This window comes from Thermomonas carbonis, from assembly GCF_014396975.1.
GTDB classification, from domain to species: Bacteria; Pseudomonadota; Gammaproteobacteria; order Xanthomonadales; family Xanthomonadaceae; genus Thermomonas; species Thermomonas carbonis.
In genome coordinates, this window is the sequence record NZ_CP060719.1 from 76,444 (window position 1) to 94,794 (window position 18,351).

Annotated in this window: 20 protein-coding genes and 1 pseudogene; 8 read left to right on the forward strand and 13 right to left on the reverse strand. The window is 67.0% G+C overall.

Annotated elements, in window-relative coordinates; translation table 11 throughout:
- Positions 1-13: 13 nt before the first annotated feature.
- The gene (rng, locus tag H9L16_RS00345; RefSeq protein WP_187552662.1) at positions 14-1,504 is read right to left on the reverse strand and encodes a ribonuclease G; all 1,491 of its coding nucleotides are present in this window, start codon (positions 1,502-1,504) and stop codon (positions 14-16) included.
- 10 nt (positions 1,505-1,514) lie between these two features.
- The gene (locus tag H9L16_RS00350; protein WP_187552663.1) at positions 1,515-2,084 is read right to left on the reverse strand and encodes a Maf family protein; all 570 of its coding nucleotides are present in this window, start codon (positions 2,082-2,084) and stop codon (positions 1,515-1,517) included.
- Between the two features lie 143 nt (positions 2,085-2,227).
- On the opposite strand from H9L16_RS00350, the gene H9L16_RS00355 reads away from it, so the two are divergent.
- The 3 genes from H9L16_RS00355 (at position 2,228) to H9L16_RS00365 (ending at position 4,076) form a co-directional block, all read left to right on the forward strand.
- Positions 2,228-2,956, forward strand: a complete 729-nt coding sequence (locus tag H9L16_RS00355) for an SIMPL domain-containing protein (RefSeq protein WP_187552664.1) — start codon at positions 2,228-2,230, stop codon at positions 2,954-2,956.
- Position 2,957: 1 nt separating this feature from the next.
- The gene (locus H9L16_RS00360; RefSeq protein ID WP_187552665.1) at positions 2,958-3,140 is read left to right on the forward strand and encodes a hypothetical protein; all 183 of its coding nucleotides are present in this window, start codon (positions 2,958-2,960) and stop codon (positions 3,138-3,140) included.
- Between the two features lie 231 nt (positions 3,141-3,371).
- A complete protein-coding gene (locus H9L16_RS00365; protein ID WP_187552666.1) occupies positions 3,372-4,076 on the forward strand; it encodes an energy transducer TonB in 705 nt (234 codons plus the stop codon).
- A 54-nt stretch (positions 4,077-4,130) separates the two neighbouring features.
- Here H9L16_RS00365 and rlmH read toward each other — a convergent pair whose 3' ends face one another.
- From rlmH to leuS, 6 genes and pseudogenes are all read right to left on the reverse strand, one after another.
- Entirely contained in the window at positions 4,131-4,601 is a 471-nt protein-coding gene (gene rlmH / locus H9L16_RS00370; RefSeq protein ID WP_187552667.1) for a 23S rRNA (pseudouridine(1915)-N(3))-methyltransferase RlmH, read from the reverse strand.
- A gap of 48 nt (positions 4,602-4,649) precedes the next feature.
- Positions 4,650-5,054 carry a ribosome silencing factor gene (gene rsfS, locus H9L16_RS00375; protein ID WP_187553971.1) on the reverse strand — a complete coding sequence of 135 codons (405 nt, stop codon included), beginning with the start codon at positions 5,052-5,054 and terminating at the stop codon, positions 4,650-4,652.
- A gap of 45 nt (positions 5,055-5,099) precedes the next feature.
- A pseudogene (gene nadD, locus H9L16_RS00380) lies at positions 5,100-5,768 on the reverse strand (nicotinate-nucleotide adenylyltransferase); the annotation flags it as partial.
- Positions 5,765-6,814: a DNA polymerase III subunit delta gene (holA, locus tag H9L16_RS00385; RefSeq protein ID WP_187552668.1), complete on the reverse strand. Its 1,050-nt coding sequence runs from the start codon at positions 6,812-6,814 to the stop codon at positions 5,765-5,767. The pseudogene nadD and the gene holA, both read right to left, overlap by 4 nt.
- Before the next feature lie 21 nt (positions 6,815-6,835).
- The gene (locus H9L16_RS00390; protein ID WP_187552669.1) at positions 6,836-7,348 is read right to left on the reverse strand and encodes an LPS-assembly lipoprotein LptE; all 513 of its coding nucleotides are present in this window, start codon (positions 7,346-7,348) and stop codon (positions 6,836-6,838) included.
- Positions 7,349-7,389: 41 nt separating this feature from the next.
- On the reverse strand, positions 7,390-10,128 hold the full coding sequence (gene leuS / locus H9L16_RS00395; RefSeq protein WP_187552670.1) for a leucine--tRNA ligase: 2,739 nt from the start codon (positions 10,126-10,128) through the stop codon (positions 7,390-7,392).
- Positions 10,129-10,224: 96 nt separating this feature from the next.
- On the opposite strand from leuS, the gene H9L16_RS00400 reads away from it, so the two are divergent.
- Positions 10,225-11,517 (forward strand): metal-dependent hydrolase family protein, encoded by a 1,293-nt coding sequence (locus tag H9L16_RS00400; protein WP_187552671.1) that lies wholly within the window; start codon positions 10,225-10,227, stop codon positions 11,515-11,517.
- On the forward strand, positions 11,514-11,765 hold the full coding sequence (locus H9L16_RS00405) for a SemiSWEET transporter (RefSeq protein WP_187552672.1): 252 nt from the start codon (positions 11,514-11,516) through the stop codon (positions 11,763-11,765). Before H9L16_RS00400 ends, H9L16_RS00405 begins: the two co-directional genes overlap by 4 nt.
- Here the strand turns inward: H9L16_RS00405 and H9L16_RS00410 are convergent.
- From H9L16_RS00410 to H9L16_RS00430, 5 genes are all read right to left on the reverse strand, one after another.
- Positions 11,713-12,339, reverse strand: coding sequence for a DUF998 domain-containing protein (locus H9L16_RS00410; protein ID WP_187552673.1), 627 nt, complete (start codon positions 12,337-12,339; stop codon positions 11,713-11,715). The two genes, H9L16_RS00405 and H9L16_RS00410, sit on opposite strands and share 53 nt — an antisense overlap.
- A 10-nt stretch (positions 12,340-12,349) precedes the next feature.
- Complete coding sequence (locus H9L16_RS00415; protein WP_187552674.1) at positions 12,350-12,943, reverse strand: hypothetical protein; 594 nt, start codon at positions 12,941-12,943, stop codon at positions 12,350-12,352.
- Between the two features lie 62 nt (positions 12,944-13,005).
- Positions 13,006-13,911: an acyl-CoA thioester hydrolase/BAAT C-terminal domain-containing protein gene (locus H9L16_RS00420; protein WP_187552675.1), complete on the reverse strand. Its 906-nt coding sequence runs from the start codon at positions 13,909-13,911 to the stop codon at positions 13,006-13,008.
- Positions 13,908-14,126: a helix-turn-helix transcriptional regulator gene (locus H9L16_RS00425; RefSeq protein WP_187552676.1), complete on the reverse strand. Its 219-nt coding sequence runs from the start codon at positions 14,124-14,126 to the stop codon at positions 13,908-13,910. The genes H9L16_RS00420 and H9L16_RS00425 overlap by 4 nt, the downstream gene beginning before the upstream one ends.
- Entirely contained in the window at positions 14,123-14,770 is a 648-nt protein-coding gene (locus H9L16_RS00430) for a hypothetical protein (protein ID WP_187552677.1), read from the reverse strand. Before H9L16_RS00430 ends, H9L16_RS00425 begins: the two co-directional genes overlap by 4 nt.
- Positions 14,771-14,905: 135 nt before the next feature.
- Here H9L16_RS00430 and trxA point away from each other — a divergent pair, with 135 nt between their 5' ends.
- The 3 genes from trxA (at position 14,906) to H9L16_RS00445 (ending at position 18,333) form a co-directional block, all read left to right on the forward strand.
- Complete coding sequence (trxA, locus tag H9L16_RS00435) at positions 14,906-15,781, forward strand: thioredoxin (protein WP_187552678.1); 876 nt, start codon at positions 14,906-14,908, stop codon at positions 15,779-15,781.
- 67 nt (positions 15,782-15,848) lie between these two features.
- On the forward strand, positions 15,849-16,298 hold the full coding sequence (locus H9L16_RS00440) for a DUF4442 domain-containing protein (protein WP_187552679.1): 450 nt from the start codon (positions 15,849-15,851) through the stop codon (positions 16,296-16,298).
- Between the two features lie 58 nt (positions 16,299-16,356).
- Entirely contained in the window at positions 16,357-18,333 is a 1,977-nt protein-coding gene (locus tag H9L16_RS00445) for a serine/threonine-protein kinase (protein ID WP_187552680.1), read from the forward strand.
- The last annotated feature ends 18 nt before the right edge of the window (positions 18,334-18,351 follow it).

Below are 18,351 nucleotides of genomic sequence, written 5' to 3' on the forward strand. Positions count from 1 at the left end.
CATCGCGCCTGCGTCAAAGCAACACGACATCGAACTGCTCTTGCATGTACTGCGTGTCCGCCTGGAAGCGAATCGACTTGCCAAGGAACTCCTCCAACTCCGCAACCGCGGTGGATTCCTCGTCGGTGATGCGCGCGACGACTTTCGGCGAAGCGATCACCAGCAGCCGCGGGGCATCGAACTGGCGCACCGCGCGGACGATCTCGCGGAACACTTCGTAGGTCACCGTCTCCGCCGTCTTGACCGTGCCGCGTCCGCTGCATTCGTGGCAGGGCTCGCTCAACTGGCGCTCCAGGCTTTCCACCGTGCGCTTGCGGGTCATTTCCACCAGGCCCAGCGGCGAGAAGTCGTAGACCGTGGTCTTGGCGTGGTCGCGTGCAAGCGACTTTTCCAGCGTGCGCAGCACCTGCCGGCGATGCTCGGCATCCACCATGTCGATGAAGTCGATGATGATGATCCCGCCCAGGTTGCGCAGGCGCAGCTGGCGCGCCACCGATTGCGCCGCTTCCAGGTTGGTGCGGTAGACCGTCTCTTCCAGGTTGCGCTGGCCGAGGAAGCTGCCGGTGTTGACGTCGACCGTGGTCATCGCCTCGGTCTGGTCGATCACCAGGTAGCCGCCCGACTTCAGCGGCACTTCCTTCTCCAGCGCATGCTGGATCTCGTCTTCCACGCCGTACATGTCGAAGATCGGGCGCGCGCCGGAATAGTGTTCGATCTTCTCGGCCAGGCCAGGCATGTACTGCGCGGCGAATTCGCGCAGGCGCTCGCAGGTCTCGCGCGAATCGACCTTCACTTTCTCCACGTCGCGGCGGATCAGGTCGCGCACCGCGCGCAGCGGCAGGCTCAGGTCTTCGTACACGCAACTGCCGACCTTGGCGGTGGCCGACGTCGCTTCGACCAGATCCCATGCGCGCTTGAGGTAGGCGATGTCCTCGGCCAGCGCCTCGGCCGGCTGGCCCTCCGCATTGGTGCGCACGATGTAGCCGTAGCCACCGGGCCGGGCCAGTTCGGTCATCAAAGATTTCAGGCGGGCGCGCTCGTCGTCGTCCTCGATGCGCGCGGAAATGCCCAGCACGCGCGAACGCGGCAGCAGCACCATGTAGCGCGACGGAATGCTGATCTGGGTGGTCAGCCGGGCACCCTTGCTGCCGATCGGATCCTTGACCACCTGCACCACGATCTCCGCGCCGTCGCGCAAGAGCTCAGTGATCGGGATCTGTACCTGCATCGGGGGCGCGGCGGGCGGGTCGTCGACCTCACCGGCATCCAGCTGCGCACTGCGGAAGATGTCGTTGGCATGCAGGAATGCGGCGCGATCCAGGCCGATGTCTACGAATGCCGCCTGCATGCCGGGCATCACCCGCTGCACCTTGCCCTTGTAGATGTTGCCGACCACGCCACGCTGGCTGCCTCGCTCGATGTGCAACTCCTGCAGCATGCCGTTCTCGACCACCGCCACGCGGGTCTCGCGCGGGGTCACGTTGACCAGCAGTTCCTCACTCATGCGCAGGCGCTCACGCGGCGACGCCGAAGTCGCGCAGCAGCCGCGCGGTCTCGAACATCGGCAGGCCCATTACTCCGCTGAAACTGCCGGACAGATGCTGGATGTGCGATTCGAAGCGGCCCTGGATCGCATACGCACCGGCCTTGCCCTGCCATTCGTTGCTGGCGAGGTAAGCCACGATCGCATCCTCGTCCAATGCTGCCACCGTCACCTGCGAGCTCGAGACCGCCTGCACCTCGCGCGCGGCGGAGACCAGCGAGATCGCGGTGATCACTTCGTGGGTGCGACCCGACAGCGTGCGCAGCATCGATGCGGCATCGTCGGCATCGACCGGCTTGCCGAACACGCGACCGTCCAGGATCACTTCGGTATCGGCACCCAGCACCACCGCACCCGGCACCGAGACCACCTGCAGCAGACCGGCACCCGCCTTCTCGCGGGCGACCCGGCGCACGTAGTCGGCGGCGGCCTCTTCGGCGCCCTGGCGTTCGGGGATGTCGAGGTCGATGGTGCCGAAGTCCAGCCCGAGACGGGCAAGCAATTCGGCGCGTCGTGGCGAGCGCGAGGCAAGATGCAGCATGCTGGAAGTCTAACCCGCGGCCTTGTCGCGGCCACGCCTGCAACCCCGTTCCGGCTCACCACGCGTTCACTCCCGCCACGAGCGTTCACCTGGCACCCACCATGCCTCGCGCACGCTTCCCCCGCACCGATTCGGAGTCCACCATGATCCTGCGTCCCCTGTTCCTCGCCCTTTCCCTGGCCATCGCATTGCCCATGACCGCCAACGCACAGACGCCCGCCGATATCGCCATCGCCGCACCGCAGGGCACGCTGCTGTCGGTCTCGGCCTCCGCCGACGCCACCCGCGTCCCGGATGTCGCCACCATCTCCACCGGCGTGGTGACACAGGCCGCCGACGCCAACGCGGCGATGCGCGCCAACGCCGTGCAGATGGACAAGCTGATGGCCGCGATCCGCGCCGCCGGCATCGCCGAGCGCGACATCCAGACCGCCGGCATCAACCTCAACCCGCAGTACAAATACGTCGAGAACCAGCCGCCGAGCATCGTCGGTTACCAGGCCAGCAACACGGTCAACGTGAAGGTGCGCGACCTGTCCAAGCTGGGCAAGGTGCTGGATGCGTTCGTCGCCAATGGGGCCAACCAGATCAACGGCCCGAGTTTCGAGGTGGACAAGCCGGACGAGGCCTACGACGAAGCGCGCCTGGGCGCATTGAAGAAGGCGCAGGCACGTGCCGATACCTATGCCGCCGCGCTTGGCATGAAGGTGCGTCGCATCGTCAGCATCAGCGAGGGCGGTGCCAGCTTCCCGCGGCCGATGCCGATGATGCGTGCGATGGCCAGCGACGGTTTCGCCAAGGAGACCACGGTGTCGCCGGGCGAGGCCTCGCTGTCGGTGAGCATCGACGTGGTCTTCGAGCTGGGTCGCTGAGATGAGCACGCGCAAGGAGAACGAACCGTCCAGCGTGCCGACCGCGCATCCGGAGTCCGAGTGCAACACCGGCTATGCCGAACCGAAGCCGAAGGACAAGGCGCAGGCGCAGATCCCGGGGGCCAAGCCCGAACCGGATGCCGAGGAAGGCGGCCTGGAACACGATCCCGACCCGACGCCCTGATCCACTGACACGTCGCCGACGATGCCCGCCGCGTGCGGGCATCGTTGTATCCGGGGCAAAAACACGAACGAGAGTCATTGCCATTTGTCGGCGACACGCTGCCGGTCGTCGCCCGCCGATTGCCAATGCGCAGGCGTACGGCGCAGCGTCGAAGCGTGCATCGGATCGGCCTCGACCCCACTGCCGGCACTGGCCCGTTGCATGGACTACCCACCTGACAGGAGGTTGACCATGGCTCGCTCGCATTCCATCGCATCGTTCCGCCCGGCCGGTTTCGCGCTGCTGAAGCCCGCCTCCAAGCCGCAACTCGACACTGCCCGCATCCTCACCCTGAGCGGGACCATCGCAGTCAACACGCTGGCCTTGGGCCTGTTGATGATGCCGCTGACCTTGCCGGCCCCGTTGCCGTTGCCTGATGAAGCGCCGGTGACACCCCTCCCAGACTGGATCAGGCGGGATCCGCCACCGCCGATCAAGGTTCCGGTCGTCCAGCGGCAACCGACGCCTCCCACGGCGCAACCGGTGCGCCAGCGGACCGTCGCCGAGCAGCCGACCGCCATCGCGACGCCGGTGCTGACCGAAAATGCGACGGAACAGGCGATCGAAAGCACCATCGATCCCGGCCCGGCCATGGACATCGCGCCGGTTGCTATCGGGCCGGCACCGATGCAGTTGCAGTACCGCTCGGCCCCGGCACCGGTCTACCCGCGGATGGCCAAGCAGCGCGGCCTGACCGGCACCGTGCTGCTGCAGGTGCTGGTCGGGATCGACGGGCGTCCGCTGGACGTGACGGTGGCGCAGAGCAGCGGCCACCGCGAGCTGGATGAAGCGGCCCGCGCACAGGTGTTGAAGCGTTGGAGCTTCCAGCCGGCGACCAGGGACGGCCAGGCCGTGCAGGCGATCGGCATGGTGCCCATCGAGTTCGCGCTGCGCTGACCGCGCCGCCACGGAAGACAAGACGCCCGCATCATCGATGCGGGCGTCTTTCGTTCAGGCGCGATGGTAGGGATGGTTCGCCAGCAAGGCCGCCGCCCGGTACACCTGCTCGGCCAGCACCAGCCGCACCAGCATGTGCGGCAGCGTGAGCGGCCCCAGCGACCAGGTCTCGTCGGCGCGTGCGATGACCTCGGGCGCATGGCCCTCGGGACCACCGATCAGGAACGCGAGATCCTGGCCGCGCCCTCGCCAGTGTTCGAGGCGCACCGCGAGTTGTTCGGACGAATACGGCTTGCCGCGCCCGTCCAGCGCGACCACGAATGCATTCTTCGGCAGTGCCGCGAGCACGCGGGCACCTTCGTCGGCCATGGCTTTCGCGGTATCGCGGCCCTTGCCGCGTACGCCGGGCTCGACTTCGACCAGTTCCAGCGGCAGCCAGTGCGACAGGCGTTTCTGGTATTCGGCGAAGCCCTGGGCGACCCAGGCCGGTGCGCGCTCGCCGACGGCGATGAGGCGGGCTTTCATGTCCTGCAAAAACCCTTCAAGGGGAAGGATTCAAGAACGCTGCGGGTCTTACTCGTCCGACGCGATGTAGTCCGGGTGCTGGTCGCCGACGGTCCACAACCGCTCGAGCGCGTAGAACTCGCGCACCCGCGGCAGCATCACGTGGACAACCACATCGCCCAGGTCGACGAGCACCCATTCGGCCTCGCGCTCGCCTTCCACGCCCAGCGGCATCACGCCCAGCTTCTTGGCGAAGCGAACCACTTCATCGGCCACGGACTTCACGTGGCGGGTGGAGGTGCCGGATGCGACCACCATGTAGTCGCAGACGCTGCTCTTGCCGCGCACGTCGATTTCGACCGAGTCCTTCGCCTTCAGCTCCGCCAGCGCGTCGTGCACGGTCTTGAGCAGCGTTTCCACCGGCGGTGGCGGGGTGGGCAGGCTGGTCTTGATGACGTGGGCTGTGGTGGTCAAGGGTGCGGGCTCGATGAGGGGCGGAGGGGCTACGGCGGGCAGTATAACGGCGGGGTCGCGGTACAGGCCGTGACGGACGATATAGCCCGCGACTGCGGGCGCGACCCAGTCCGTCCAGACCTCCCCATTGGCGATGCGACGACGCAGCTCGGTCGAGGACTCCGGGCGCAGGCCCGGCAGCGGCAACATCGCGATGCCTCCATGCGGCGATTCCGCCAACTCCAGTGCCGGCCGCTGGCGCTGTTCGACCAGCGCCGCCACTTCGCGCGCGGCGGCGCGCAGGGCGGGCAGGTCGATGTCGGCACCGGGCCGCTGCACTACGAGCAGGTGGGCGCGCTCGAGCAAGTCGCGCCAGCGATGCCAGGTATGCAACTGGCGCAGCGAATCGGCGCCGACCAGCCACGCCAGCGGCGTTTCCTGGCCGATTTCGCCGCGCAACTCGCCGAGCGTATCCACGCTGTACGACGGGCCGTCACGATGCAGTTCGCGGCGATCCACGACAAGGCCGGGTTCGTCGGCGATGGCAAGCTCCAGCATCGCCGCGCGCTGGTCGGCATCCGCACCCGTCACTGCCTTGTGCGGTGGGTCGCGTGCGGGCAGCAGCGCGACCTCGGCCTGCAACGCATCGCGCGCAGCGCGGGCGATGGCGACATGCCCGTTGTGCACCGGGTCGAAGGTGCCTCCGTAGAAGATTCGCAGCGCTGGCGCGTTCACGACGCCAGCAGGCGCACTGCGCCCGGTTCGGCCACGGCCAGCAGCAGGCGTTCCAGCTGCTGCCAGGCATCGGTGGACTCCTCGCCGAGGCGGACCCGGCCCTTGGAGATGCGATCGACCTTGCCGGCTTCGACCAGCATGCGTTGCCAGCGCTCGGGCGGATGCCGCTTCAGCGCGCGCGTGTAGACCGCCTGTTTCGATTCCCACACGCGCTGCGCCTTGAACTCTGCGGCAAGGTTGCGCGCACGCGCCAGCGCCGCGACGGTATTGAGTTCCTTCACCACCATGCCCATCAGCGCGGGGATCGCCTCGCCCTCTGCGCGCAGGCCGGCGAGCATCCGCGAAACCTGCGCGGACTGACCGTTCAACGCGGCATCGGTGAGTCGGAACACGTCGAAACGCGCGGAATCGGCGACCAGCGATTCCATCTTCGCCACGTCGAGCACGGCAGGCGCACCGGCCTCGCGATCCAGCAGCAGGGCGAGCTTGTCGACCTCCTGCGCCGCAGCCAGCAGGTTGCCTTCGACCCGTTGCGCGAGCCGCGCCACTGCATCCGGCGCGGCCTTGACCCCGCGACTGCGCAGACGCTGGCCGATCCAGCCGGTGAGTTCGTGCGGCTTCACCGGCCAGGCAATGCACGCGTGGCCGGCGCGGGTGATCGCCTCGCTCCATTTGCCGCCATGCGAACGCGACCAGTCGCCGGCCACCACCAGCAGTACGACGTCCGACGGCGGCGATGCGCACAGCCCGGCGATCAGCTTCGCGCCTTCGGTGCCCGGCTTGCCGGTAGGCAGGCGCACTTCGACCAGGCGCCGGCTGGCGAACAGGCTGGGTGCGTTGATGGCCGCATCCAGCGCGTCCCAGTCGGCGTCGCGGCCTTCCATGTCGTGCACTTCGCGCTCGTCGATGCCTTGTCCGCGTGCGGCGCTGCGGACGGCGTCGGCAGCTTCGAGGACCAACAGGGTTTCGCTGCCGGCGACCAGGTAGGCAGGACGCAGCGGTTCGCCGGCAAGTTGCGCGGCGAAGCGATCGACGTTCAGTTCCATCGCATCAACCGCGCAACACGATCACTGCGCAGCGGCGGCCGGCTTGGAGGCGGCATCCACCCGGCGCAGGATCGCCGCGGCCATATCGCGGCGCAGCTCGCGCACCAGCAGTTCGCGCTCGCTGGCCTTGCCGATCGAATCGACGGCCGGGGCGAGATAGTCGCGCGCCAGTTCGACGGCCTGTTGCGGTACCGCCGCGCTGCCATCCGCGCGACGCATGCTGAAGATCACCGCGTAGCGCAGCGAGAACTCCTGCGCACGGCCGAACTGGTCGTGGCTGATCGGGGTGTCGGCCCACTGCTCGGAGATCACCTGCAGGGTCGCCACGTCGGCGGTGGCATCGGCCGCGGCGGCCTCCGCACCGGCGCGCTTGAGGCCATCGGCCAGCAATTCGCCCAGCGGGCTGTACGGATCGGAGGCCAATACCCGCACCGGCCCGAGGTCCTCCGGCAGGTTCAGGGCATTGCGCAGGTGGAAGCCGCAACCGGTGAGAAGAGTGGCGGCGAGTGCGAGTACGGCGAGGCGTCGGGTCATGGCGGCAGTCTAAGCGATCGGGTTGGCGAAGTCGGCGGGCCTCAGCCCGCCACCACGATATTGACGATCTTGCCCGGTACCACGATGACCTTGCGGACCTCCTTGCCTGCCACGAAGGTCATGACATGCGGGTCGGCCAGCGCCGCGGCCTCGACGACCTCACGCGCGGTATCCGGGGCGACCTCGATGGTGCCGCGCAGCTTGCCGTTGACCTGCACCGCGATGGTCAGTGCATCGCGGACCAGCGCGGCCGGATCGGCGTTCGGGAACGGCACGTCCTCCAGCAGCGTTTCCGGGTGGCCCAGCGCCTGCCACAGCGCATGGCTGACATGCGGGGTGATCGGATTGAGCAGCAGGACGATGGCCTCGAACGCCTCGTGGCGCACCGCGCGGCCCTGGTCACTCATGTCGGCGAACTTGTTGACCGCGTTGAGCAGTTCCATCAGCGCGGCGATCGCGGTGTTGAAGCTGTGGCGGCGGCCGTAATCGTCGCCGACCTTCTGGATCGCCTCGTGGATCTGCCGGCGCAGGGTCTTCTGCGCGGCATCCAGCGCATTCGCGTCCACTTCCGGATGGTCGGGCTGGGCCACGTGCGCGTGCACGTCGCGCCACAGCCGGCGCAGGAAGCGCGCCATGCCTTCCACGCCGGCGTCGCTCCATTCCAGCGACTGTTCCGGCGGCGCGGCGAACATCGAGAACAGGCGCACGGTGTCGGCACCGTACTTGTCGACCAACACCTGCGGATCGACGCCGTTGTTCTTCGACTTCGACATCTTCTCGGTGCCGCCGATCGAGACCGGCAAGCCATCGACCAGCGACTTCGCGCCGCTGACGCGCATGCGCTCGTCGTGCTCGAGTTCGACGTCGACCGGATTGATCCACTCCTTCGCGCCGAGTTCGTCCTCGCGATAGAAGGTGTCGGCGATGACCATGCCCTGGGTCAGCAGGCGCGTGGCCGGCTCGTCGCTTTGCACCAGCCCGGCGTCGCGCAGGAGCTTGTGATAGAAGCGGAAATACATCAGGTGCAGGATCGCGTGCTCGATGCCGCCGATGTACTGGTCGACCGGCAGCCAGTAGTTCGCGCGTTCGTCGACCATGTCGCTCGCGCCCGGCGAGGTGTAGCGCGCGTAGTACCAGCTCGACTCCATGAAGGTATCGAAGGTGTCGGTCTCGCGTTCGGCGGGTTTGCCGCAGTCCGGGCAGGTGGTCTTGCGCCAGTCGGGATCGGACTTGATCGGCGAATGCACGTCGCCGGAGGCGAAGGCATCGGCCACGTCTTCCGGCAGCAGCACAGGCAACTGGTCCTCCGGTACCGGCACGCTGCCGCAATCCGCGCAGTGGACCACCGGGATCGGGCAACCCCAGTAGCGCTGGCGACTCACGCCCCAGTCACGCAGGCGGAAGTTGACCCGGCGCGCACCGGTCCCGTCGGCCTCGAATTTCGCGGCCAACGCACCGAACGCGGCATCGAACTCCATGCCGTTGTAGTCGCCGGAGTTGACCAGGAAGCCGCGCTCGGTCTGCGCGCCTTCTTCATCGATGCGACGGAAATAATCGCGCACCACTTCGACCGCGGCATCGACCTCGACCACGTCGATCGCCGCGTGTCCGCCCAGCGCGACTGCCATCGGGTCGTCGTGCTCGGCCAGGTGCGACGACATTTCCTGCAGCGCGTCGCGCACGGCGGCATCGACGATCACCGGCTTCACCGGCAGGCCGTAGGTCTTGGCGAATTCCCAGTCGCGCTGGTCGTGCGCCGGCACTGCCATCACCGCGCCGGTGCCATAGCCCATCAACACGAAGTTGGCGACGTAGACCGGGACGTCCTCGCCGGTGACCGGATGGATCGCCCACATGCCGGTGGCCATGCCGCGCTTTTCCTGGGTCTCCAGTTCGGCCTCGGACACGCCGCCCTGCTTGAGGTCGGCCAGGAACGCAGCCAGTTCGGGATTGCCCTGCGCCGCCTTCAGCGCCAGCGGGTGCTCGCCGGCGACGCTGATGAAGGTCACGCCCATCAGCGTATCGGGTCGCGTGGTGAACACCGTCAATGGCTCAGCCTCGCCATCGACCTTGAACTGGATTTCCAGACCCTCGCTGCGGCCGATCCAGTTGCGCTGCATGGTCTTGACCGAATCCGGCCAGCCATCGAGCGTATTCAATTCATCCAGCAACTGCTGCGCGTAGTCGGTGATGCGCAGGAACCACTGCGGGATCTCGCGCTTCTCGATCAGCGCGCCGGTGCGCCAGCCGCGGCCGTCGATCACCTGCTCGTTGGCAAGCACCGTCTGGTCGACCGGATCCCAGTTGACCACGCTGTTCTTGCGGTAGGCCACGCCCTTCTTCAGCAGGCGCACGAACATGCGCTGCTCGTGGATGTAGTAGTCCGGCTTGCAGGTGGCGAACTCGCGGCTCCAGTCGATCGCGTAGCCCAGCGACTGCAATTGCGCGCGCATGTGCTCGATGTTGGCGTAGGTCCATTTCGCCGGCGCGGTCTTGTTCTTGATCGCCGCATTTTCCGCCGGCAGTCCGAACGCGTCCCAACCCATCGGCTGCAGCACGTTGTGCCCGGTCATCCGCTTGTGCCGGCTGATCACGTCGCCGATCGTGTAGTTGCGCACGTGGCCGACATGCAGCGCGCCGGACGGGTACGGCAGCATCGACAGGCAGAAATACTTCGGCTTGCTGCTGTCCTCGTTCACCTCGAAGGCACGGGTGTTCGACCAGAACGACTGGGCGGCGGTTTCGGTGGCGCGGGGATCGTAGGACACGGGTTCGGACACGGCGGAAAATCTTGCGAAAACGGGCCGGACAGCCTACCGCACCCCCCTTCCAGCCGCCATGCGTGGCACCATCCGGCAACGTCCAGGGGAACCGCCATGCGCCATCGACTGCTTGCCGCCGCCGTGCTGTCCACACTCGCCATGCCTGCCTTCGCCGAGGACTCAGCCCTGCACTGCGGCAAGCTGTTCGACAGTCGCAGCGGCAAGCTGCTGGGCGCGCATACGGTGGTCGTGCGCAACGGCAAGGTGGCCGAAGTGCTGGCCGGCCGCGTGGAAGCGGTCGCGAACGCAACCGCCATCGACCTCTCCGATCGCACCTGCATGGCCGGCTGGACCGACCTGCACGTGCACCTCGGCAGTCAGTCCAGCCCGGCAAGCTATTCCGAGGGTTTCCGCCTGGACGATGTCGATTTCGCCTTCCGCAGCGTGGGCTATGCCGAAAAGACCCTGATGGCCGGCTTCACCAGCGTGCGCGACCTCGGCGGCGAAGTGACCCCGCACCTGCGCGACGCTATCAACCAGGGGCTGGTGAAGGGACCGCGGATCTGGGCCGCCGGCAAGGGCATCGCCACCACCGGCGGCCATGGCGATCCCAGCAACGGCCTCAACGACCGGCTGGCCCACCTGATCGGCCCGCCCGGCCCGACCGAAGGCGTGATCAATTCGGTCGACGACGCCCGCCAGGCCGTACGCCAGCGCTACAAGGACGGCAGCGACGTCATCAAGATCACCGCCACCGGCGGCGTGCTGAGCTATGCAAAGTCCGGCGACGCGCCGCAATTCACCATCGATGAAGTCAAGGTCATCGTCGAGACGGCCAAGGACTACGGGTACAAGGTGGCCGCGCACGCGCACGGCGAGGAAGGCATGTACCGCGCCGTCGCTGGCGGCGTCACCAGCATCGAGCACGGCAGTTACATGAGCGATCGGGTGATGGCGCTGATGAAGCAGAAGGGCACCTGGTACGTGCCGACCCTGTACGCCGGCCGCTTCGTCGCCGACAAGGCGAAGATCGACGGCTACTTCCCGGAGATCGTGCGGCCCAAGGCGGCGCGCATCGGTGCGCAGATCCAGGACACCGCGGGCAAGGCCTACCGTAGTGGCGTGAAGATCGCCTTCGGCACCGACCAGGGCGTGGGCCCGCACGGCGACAACGCGCGCGAGTTCCAGTACATGGTTGAAGCCGGCATTCCCGCTGCGTACGCGCTGCAGGCCGCGACGATCCACGCAGCATCCGTATTGGGTGTCGACGACCAGGGCGTGGTCGAAGCCGGCAAGCGCGCCGACATCATCGCCATGCCCGGCGACCCGCTGGCCGACATCGGCAACGTGATGAAGGTCGACTTCGTGATGAAGGACGGCACCGTGTACCGGACGCCAACGCGATGAATCTGGAGTGGGTCGGCTTTCTCGCGGCCGCCTGCACCACCTTGTCGTTCGTGCCGCAGGCGGTGAAGACCATCCGCACCCGCGACACCTCCGGCATCTCGCTGTGGATGTACGTGGTGTTCACCTTCGGCATCGCCTGCTGGTTCGGCTACGGCGTGTACCTCATGTCGTGGCCGATGATCCTGTCTAACATGGTCACCTTCGTGCTGTCGTCGACGATCCTGGGCTTGAAGCTGAAATACAAGTAAGCCGCCAGGCGGCCAGCAGCCACCAGCCAAACCACAGCGCGAACGCGAACCGCTGGGCCAGGCCCACCCACGAGCCGATCGGCGCCAGCACCGCGATCACCGGCACCAGCACGCCTATCGCGAGGCTGCACAGCGCGAACCCGATACCGCGCCGCGCACCCGCGGCCAGCAACAACGCGCCCGGCACGAACGCGATCCACCACAACATCCAGGTCATCACGTGCAACCGGCTTGGGCGCGAATCCGCATCGCTCGGGTCCAGCGGCAACAAGCCCTGCGCGGCGAACGCCAGCGCCGACAACTGCGCCAGGACGATGCCGATCCGCGCGGGCCATCCTCTGCAGGTCAAGCCGTTTCGCAACGACACACCTGCGATTGCCAGCAACACACCTGGCAAGACGAAGGCCAGCAGGTTGAACGCGAACGCCCAAGGCAGGCCGGCGGTGCCGCGCAACGCGACCGGATGCACGCGATGCGAGTACTCGGGCACGCCGACGTTGGCGAGAAGCAGCGCCATCGCGAACAGCGCGGCAGCGGCGCCGGCGACGAAACGCACGTGCGGATCGAGCCTCACGTCGCCAGGCTTACTTGCCTTCCCAGCCAGTCGGCCCGCCCACCGCTTCGGACTGGTTCGCCTTGAGATAATCCAGCGACATCGACGCCGTGCGGATCAGCATGTTGTTGTCGGCCACGCCGAACGTCCACGCACCCGCCATCGCTTTCGCATGCTGGTAGAACTCCGGTTCGGCGATCACGGCACCGGTCGCCTGGTCGACGAGGCGCAACTTCACCAGCACCCGCGAACTGCCCGCGAATGCGCCAGCCCACACCCGCGCACCACCGCTGATGAAGCGGATCTTGTCGATGCGGGGCTCGATCACCAGCGTGCGCAGCGGGTCATGCCGCGCGGGCTTGGCATTCTGCTCGGCAACCCATGCGCCCACACGCTCGTCGAAGTTGCGCTGGAACGAGGCCAGCGCGGTCTCGTTGATCTCCTGGCCTGCATACACGCCGGTCAGCACCGCGGGTTTCACCTCGTAGCGGTCGAACCCCGACAGCAGTTCGGCAGGCGCAGGATTGGTCTTGCCTGCGGGCCTGATCTCGTCCTTGTCCTTGGCGAATGCCAGCGCGCACAACGTCGACAGCATGACCACGGCCAGGCACTTCCAGATGCGCATCTGCATTCTCCTGTTCTCCGCGGCGGCTGCCGCGCGGCGACGATATCAGACCCTCTTGTGGTTCAACCGCATTCCGCGCGGAAGCGACGCTGCAGGAAAGCCTCCATCTTCGGGAATTCATCCAGCGGCTCCGAATGTCCACCCTGAACCACCAGGTGCTCGAACGGATGGCGGAATCCGCTGGCCTTCAGCCGCTGCATCATCGCGTCGGCCATTTCGCGCGAGGGCCACATCTCGTCCTGCGCGGCGGACACGAACTGCACCGGGCCGTTGATCTTCTCCACCGCGATGGCCGCGCGTTGCATTGCTGGCTCGTCGCGCATGATCGTCTCGAATGCGCCACGCAAATTGCCGATCAGCAGGTCCGGTGTTGCGCCCCACGTCATCGGAACGAACGGTAGCGGCTTGTCGTGGTGCGAGAAGCCCGGCGTGGTCATCGCATCGGTCAGCGCCGGGAACACCGCGCTGCCGGGCACGATCGCGACCACCGCATCGATATCGGGATAGTGGCTGGCCAGCAACAACGCGAGTTCGCCACCGCGCGAACCGCCGATGATCGCGATGCAGCGGCCATCCACGCGTGGATCCTTCGCCGCTTGCATGATCGCCGCATGCACGCCATCCAGCGAAATGCGATCGAGCTTCTCCGGCGAATTCGGTGTGCCGAAATAGCCCAGCGCCAGCATCGCGTAACCCTGGTCGAGGAAGCGCTCGCGCTGCGGCTTCCAGCGGTCGCTGGCCCAGGCATTGCCACCCTCGCTGCCGCCCAGGCCGACGATCAGCGGATGCTTGCCGCCCTCGCGCGCGAACAGTTCGACATCGACCTGCCCGTGCCGTGGCGGCAACGTCTTGGTGTCGAAGCTTTCCACCACCCACCACATGTACACGGCGAGCAGCGCCACCAACCCGACCGCGATGCCCAATGTCCATCTGACGAACCGCACTCCCTTGCCCGTTGCCTTGCTCATTCCGGTCTGCTCCAGTGGAAAACGTCTTCGATGCGCACGCCGAGCGCGTCGGCGATGCGGAAACCGAGCTCGAGCGATGGCGCGTAACGCCCCGCTTCCAGCGCGATGATGGTTTGCCGGGTGACGCTGCATGCATCCGCCAATGCCTGCTGGGTCATCTCGCCGCGGGCGAAACGCAGGCGGCGGATTTCGTTGCTGATGGTGGTACGGGTCATGCCGCCGCGCGCCGATCCCGCCAATACAGCAACGCCGCGATGAGCTGGTCGAACCACAGGCCCCATAGCAGGGTCAGCATCAGCATCTGGGCGATGAAGGGGTAGCTGAATTCGCGCAAGCGGTCGGTATCGCTGAAGCCCAGCAGCACCGCGATGCCGATGACGGCGAACGCGGTCGCGCCGCGGCCCCACTGACTGGCGGCCAGTTCGATCTGCGCGTCGCGTTCGTCGGCCTGCACCTTGCCCGCCCAGCGCTGCCTGAGCACATGGGCAAGCACCAGCCAGGCCACGAACAAGGTGCCGATGGACTGGCCCGCCTTGTTGGTGTCCGGGTTTTGTCCGATCGGTACCTGCGGCAGAAACACGTCCGCGTGCAGCAAGCTGGCACCGATGATCGCGCCGACGAAGGCCACGCCGATCCAGGCCTGCCACTCGCCTGGCGCGACGAGTGCCTCTTCCTCGCTCGACGGAACGCGATACAGCGCGTCCACGCTGAACCAGGTCGCGACGACGAACAGGAACGTGCCGATCCAGCCCAGCGGCAGGTCGAGGTCGCGGTATTCGCCGGTGAAGAACAACGCCAGGCCGATGCCGGCGGCGAACAACCACAGGATGAGACGGGTGCGTGCCGAGAGCGCTGCCATCGATGTCATCTCCACCAGACCAGATGTAATGTGTAATTTACATCTACGAATATCGATGTCAAGTATTTTTTACATTGCCTTGTTAACCTGCTGATCAACCGCCATCTCGGCGACATCGCACAGAGCAAGCACGCCATGAACGACGCCCCCAATCCGCATGTGTTCGACGCCACCGCCGCCACTTTCGAGGACACGGTGATCCGCGCGTCGCTGGAGACCCCGGTGCTGGTGGATTTCTGGGCGACCTGGTGCGGTCCCTGCAAGACGCTGGGCCCACTGCTGGAGAAACTCGCGGCCGACTACAACGGGGCTTTCCGGCTGGCCAAGGTCGACGTGGACCAGGAGCAGGAGCTCGGCGCCGCGTTCCAGATCCGCTCGGTGCCAACGGTCATGCTGGTCAAGGGCGGGCAACTGGTGGACGGCTTCCCCGGCGCGTTGCCGGAAGGTCAGTTGCGCGAATTCCTCACCCACCACGGGATCGCTCCGGCCGAGCCCGCGATCGAGGACGAAGCGCCTGCCGAAGCAACAACGCCGATCGATCCGCACGCCGAAGTCATGCGCCTGCGCAAGGCGATCGAAGCCGAACCGGACAAGTCGGAACTCAAGCTGGATCTGGCGCTGGCGTTGTTGCAGACCGGCGCTGCAACCGAATCCGAACAGTTACTCGATGCCCTGCCCGCCAACTTGGCCACCGACGACCGCACGATCAAGGCGCGTGCGCGCCTCGGTTTCGCCGCTTTGCTCAAGGACGCACCACCGGCCGAGGTGCTGCAGTCCGCAATCGCCGCCGATCCCGCCGACCTGCGTGCGCGCCACTTGCTGGGCGTGCGCGAACTCGTATCCGGCGATGCCGAGGCCGGCCTGCAACATTTCATCGAAATGCTGCAGCGCGACCGCGCGTTCGGCGACGGATTGGCACGCAAGTCGCTCATCGACGCCTTCCGTGTCGTCGAGGATGAGGATCTCGTAAGCCGCTATCGCCGCAGGATGTCGTCGCTGCTGCTGGTGTGATCCGCCAAGTCAGACAAACCATACTTTTGCGTATGGTAGATTGGCCTGCCCAGCGATTTGCGCCTCGATGAAAGCCAGCACCCTCCGCATCGGCATGAACCTGTGGCCGCCCTTCCTGTTCAGCGGCATCCGCATTCGCGAGATCAGCCCGGACTGGAAGCGGGTGCGGGTGGAACTGCGCAGCCGGCCGTGGAACCGCAATTTCGTCGGCACCCACTTCGGCGGCAACCTGTTCGCGATGACCGATCCGTTCCGGATGATCCCGGTGCTGCAATGCCTGGGCCGCGACTACATGGTCTGGGATCAGGCCGGCAGCATCGAGTTCGTGAAGCCCGGGCGCGGCACCGTGCATGCGCTGTTCGAGCTGGACGACGCCATGCTCGACGAGCTGCGCACGGCGGCCGCAGGCGGCGACAAGGTGCTGCGCTGGTTCGACACCGACGTGATCGATGACCAGGGCGACGTGGTCGCGCGGGTAAGCAAGCAGCTGTACGTGCGTCGCAAATCGGGCCGCTGAGGTTCCATCGGCGGGGCTCTCCTCGTATGCTCGGGACGCACCTGCATGGGAGTTTTCCTTGTCCGGTAACGCGCACCCCGACGTCGACGGCTATCGCATCCACCGCGTGATCGGCCACGGCGGCATGTCCACCGTGTACCTGGCCGAACAGACGTCGCTGGATCGCAAGGTCGCACTCAAGATCATGCTGGCCGAAGCGCTGGCCGATGAAGTCAGCCGCGCGCGCTTCGAGAACGAAGCACGCACCATCGCCCGCCTGCAGCACCCGAACATCGTCGGCATCTACGAAGTCGGTCGCACCGAGGACGGCCTGCCGTTCTATTCGATGCCGTTCCTGGCCCGCGGCCACCTGGCGCAACGCCACCTGCGCGGCGACCAACCGAAGGTCGCGGCGATCGCGCGCCAACTGCTGCAGGCGCTCGACTATGCGCACGTCCGTGGCGTGGTCCACCGCGACGTGAAAGCCGAAAACGTGCTGTTCGACGAAGCCGAGCGGCCGATGCTGGCGGACTTCGGCATCGCCCTGCGCCGCGGCAGCAACCCGCGCCTGACCAATGCTGGCCTGGCGGTGGGCAGTACCGCCTATATGCCGCCCGAGCAGGCGCGCGGCCAGGAAGTCGACCGCCGCGCCGATCTCTACAGCATGGGCGTGCTGACCTGGGAAATGCTGGTTGGACGCCTGCCCTACAACGCCGGCGATGCGCTGTCGATGGCGCTCAAGCATGTGCAAGACCCGATCCCGCGCCTGCCCGCGCCGTTGAAGCAATGGCAGGACTTCATCGACCGAACCATGGCCAAGCGCCCGGAGGATCGCTACGCCAGCGCGCAGGACATGCTGGTAGCGCTGGATCAGTTGGAAGCACGCACCGGCAAGACCTTCGTCGCGGTGGAAGTGCCGACCGCCGTCGAGATGGATCCGCAGGCGAAGCCTCCGCGGAGCAGCTGGAAACCCTGGGCCGTGGCCGCCGCGGCGCTCGCAGTTGCCGGCATCGCCGCTTTCCGCTTCTATCCGGTCGAACGCGACGTGATCCACGCGCCCGCTGCAGGCACGGTCAGCGGCACGCCCGGCGGCGGCCTGCCGTCGCCGCAGGCAGACGCGCGCACCGGCCTGCTGGCCGGCATCGGCGAAGGCGAAGGCAACGCCGAAGGCCTGGCCGCCTACCTGGCCAACGCCGAACAGCAGATGCGCGACGGCAATTTGCTGTCTCCACCCAACGCGAATGCCTGGGATAGCCTGGATGCGGCATGGCGGGTCAATGCCACCCATCCGCAGACCCAGCAACTGACCGCGCAACTGTTCGACGCACTTGCCGAGGCCTCCGATCGCGCGCTGCGTGCGGGCGATGTCGCGATGTCGCGCACCTCGTTCGAACGCGCCCGCCAGCTCGACAGCCGTCGCGGCGGCGAAGGCAGCGCCATCGCCCTGCTGCGCAGGCGCCTGGATACTGCGCTGGACACGCGCCTGCAGGCCTTGCTCGGCAAGCGCGACATCCAGGGGGCACGCCAGTTGCTGGCGGACACCCGCTGGCTGGAACTGGATCCGCTGCGCAGTCGCGCCTTGCTTGCGCGCGTCGATGTCGCCGCCAAGTCGGCGCCCGCCGCGACAACCGCGGCGACCGTGGTCACCGCCACGCCTGCCGCGCCGCCCGCGCCGGTGGCGACCATCGCGGTCAGCAGGGAGGACTATGCACGTTTCGCCAATGCCACCGGGCGCGCTGCGGCGGACTGCGGCAAGGGCGTGTTCGGCCGCAAGCGCAGCTGGAACAACACCGGCAACGACCGCAAGCCAGTGGTCTGCGTCTCCGCGGCGGATGCGCAGGCATACGCCGCTTGGTTGGGCAGCCAGGATCAGCGTCGCTACCGTCTTCCCAGCGCGGGCGAAGTGCGGGCACAACCGACCACGCCGGTATCGGGCTGGCTGACCCTGTGCGCGAACCGCGAATGCAGCCAGCGCATGGCCAGCGGCAAACCACGTGCGCTCGACGCCGGCCGCGGCTTCGAGGACGTCGGCATCCGCCTGGTGCGCGCTGACTGACCGACCATGCTCCGCGCG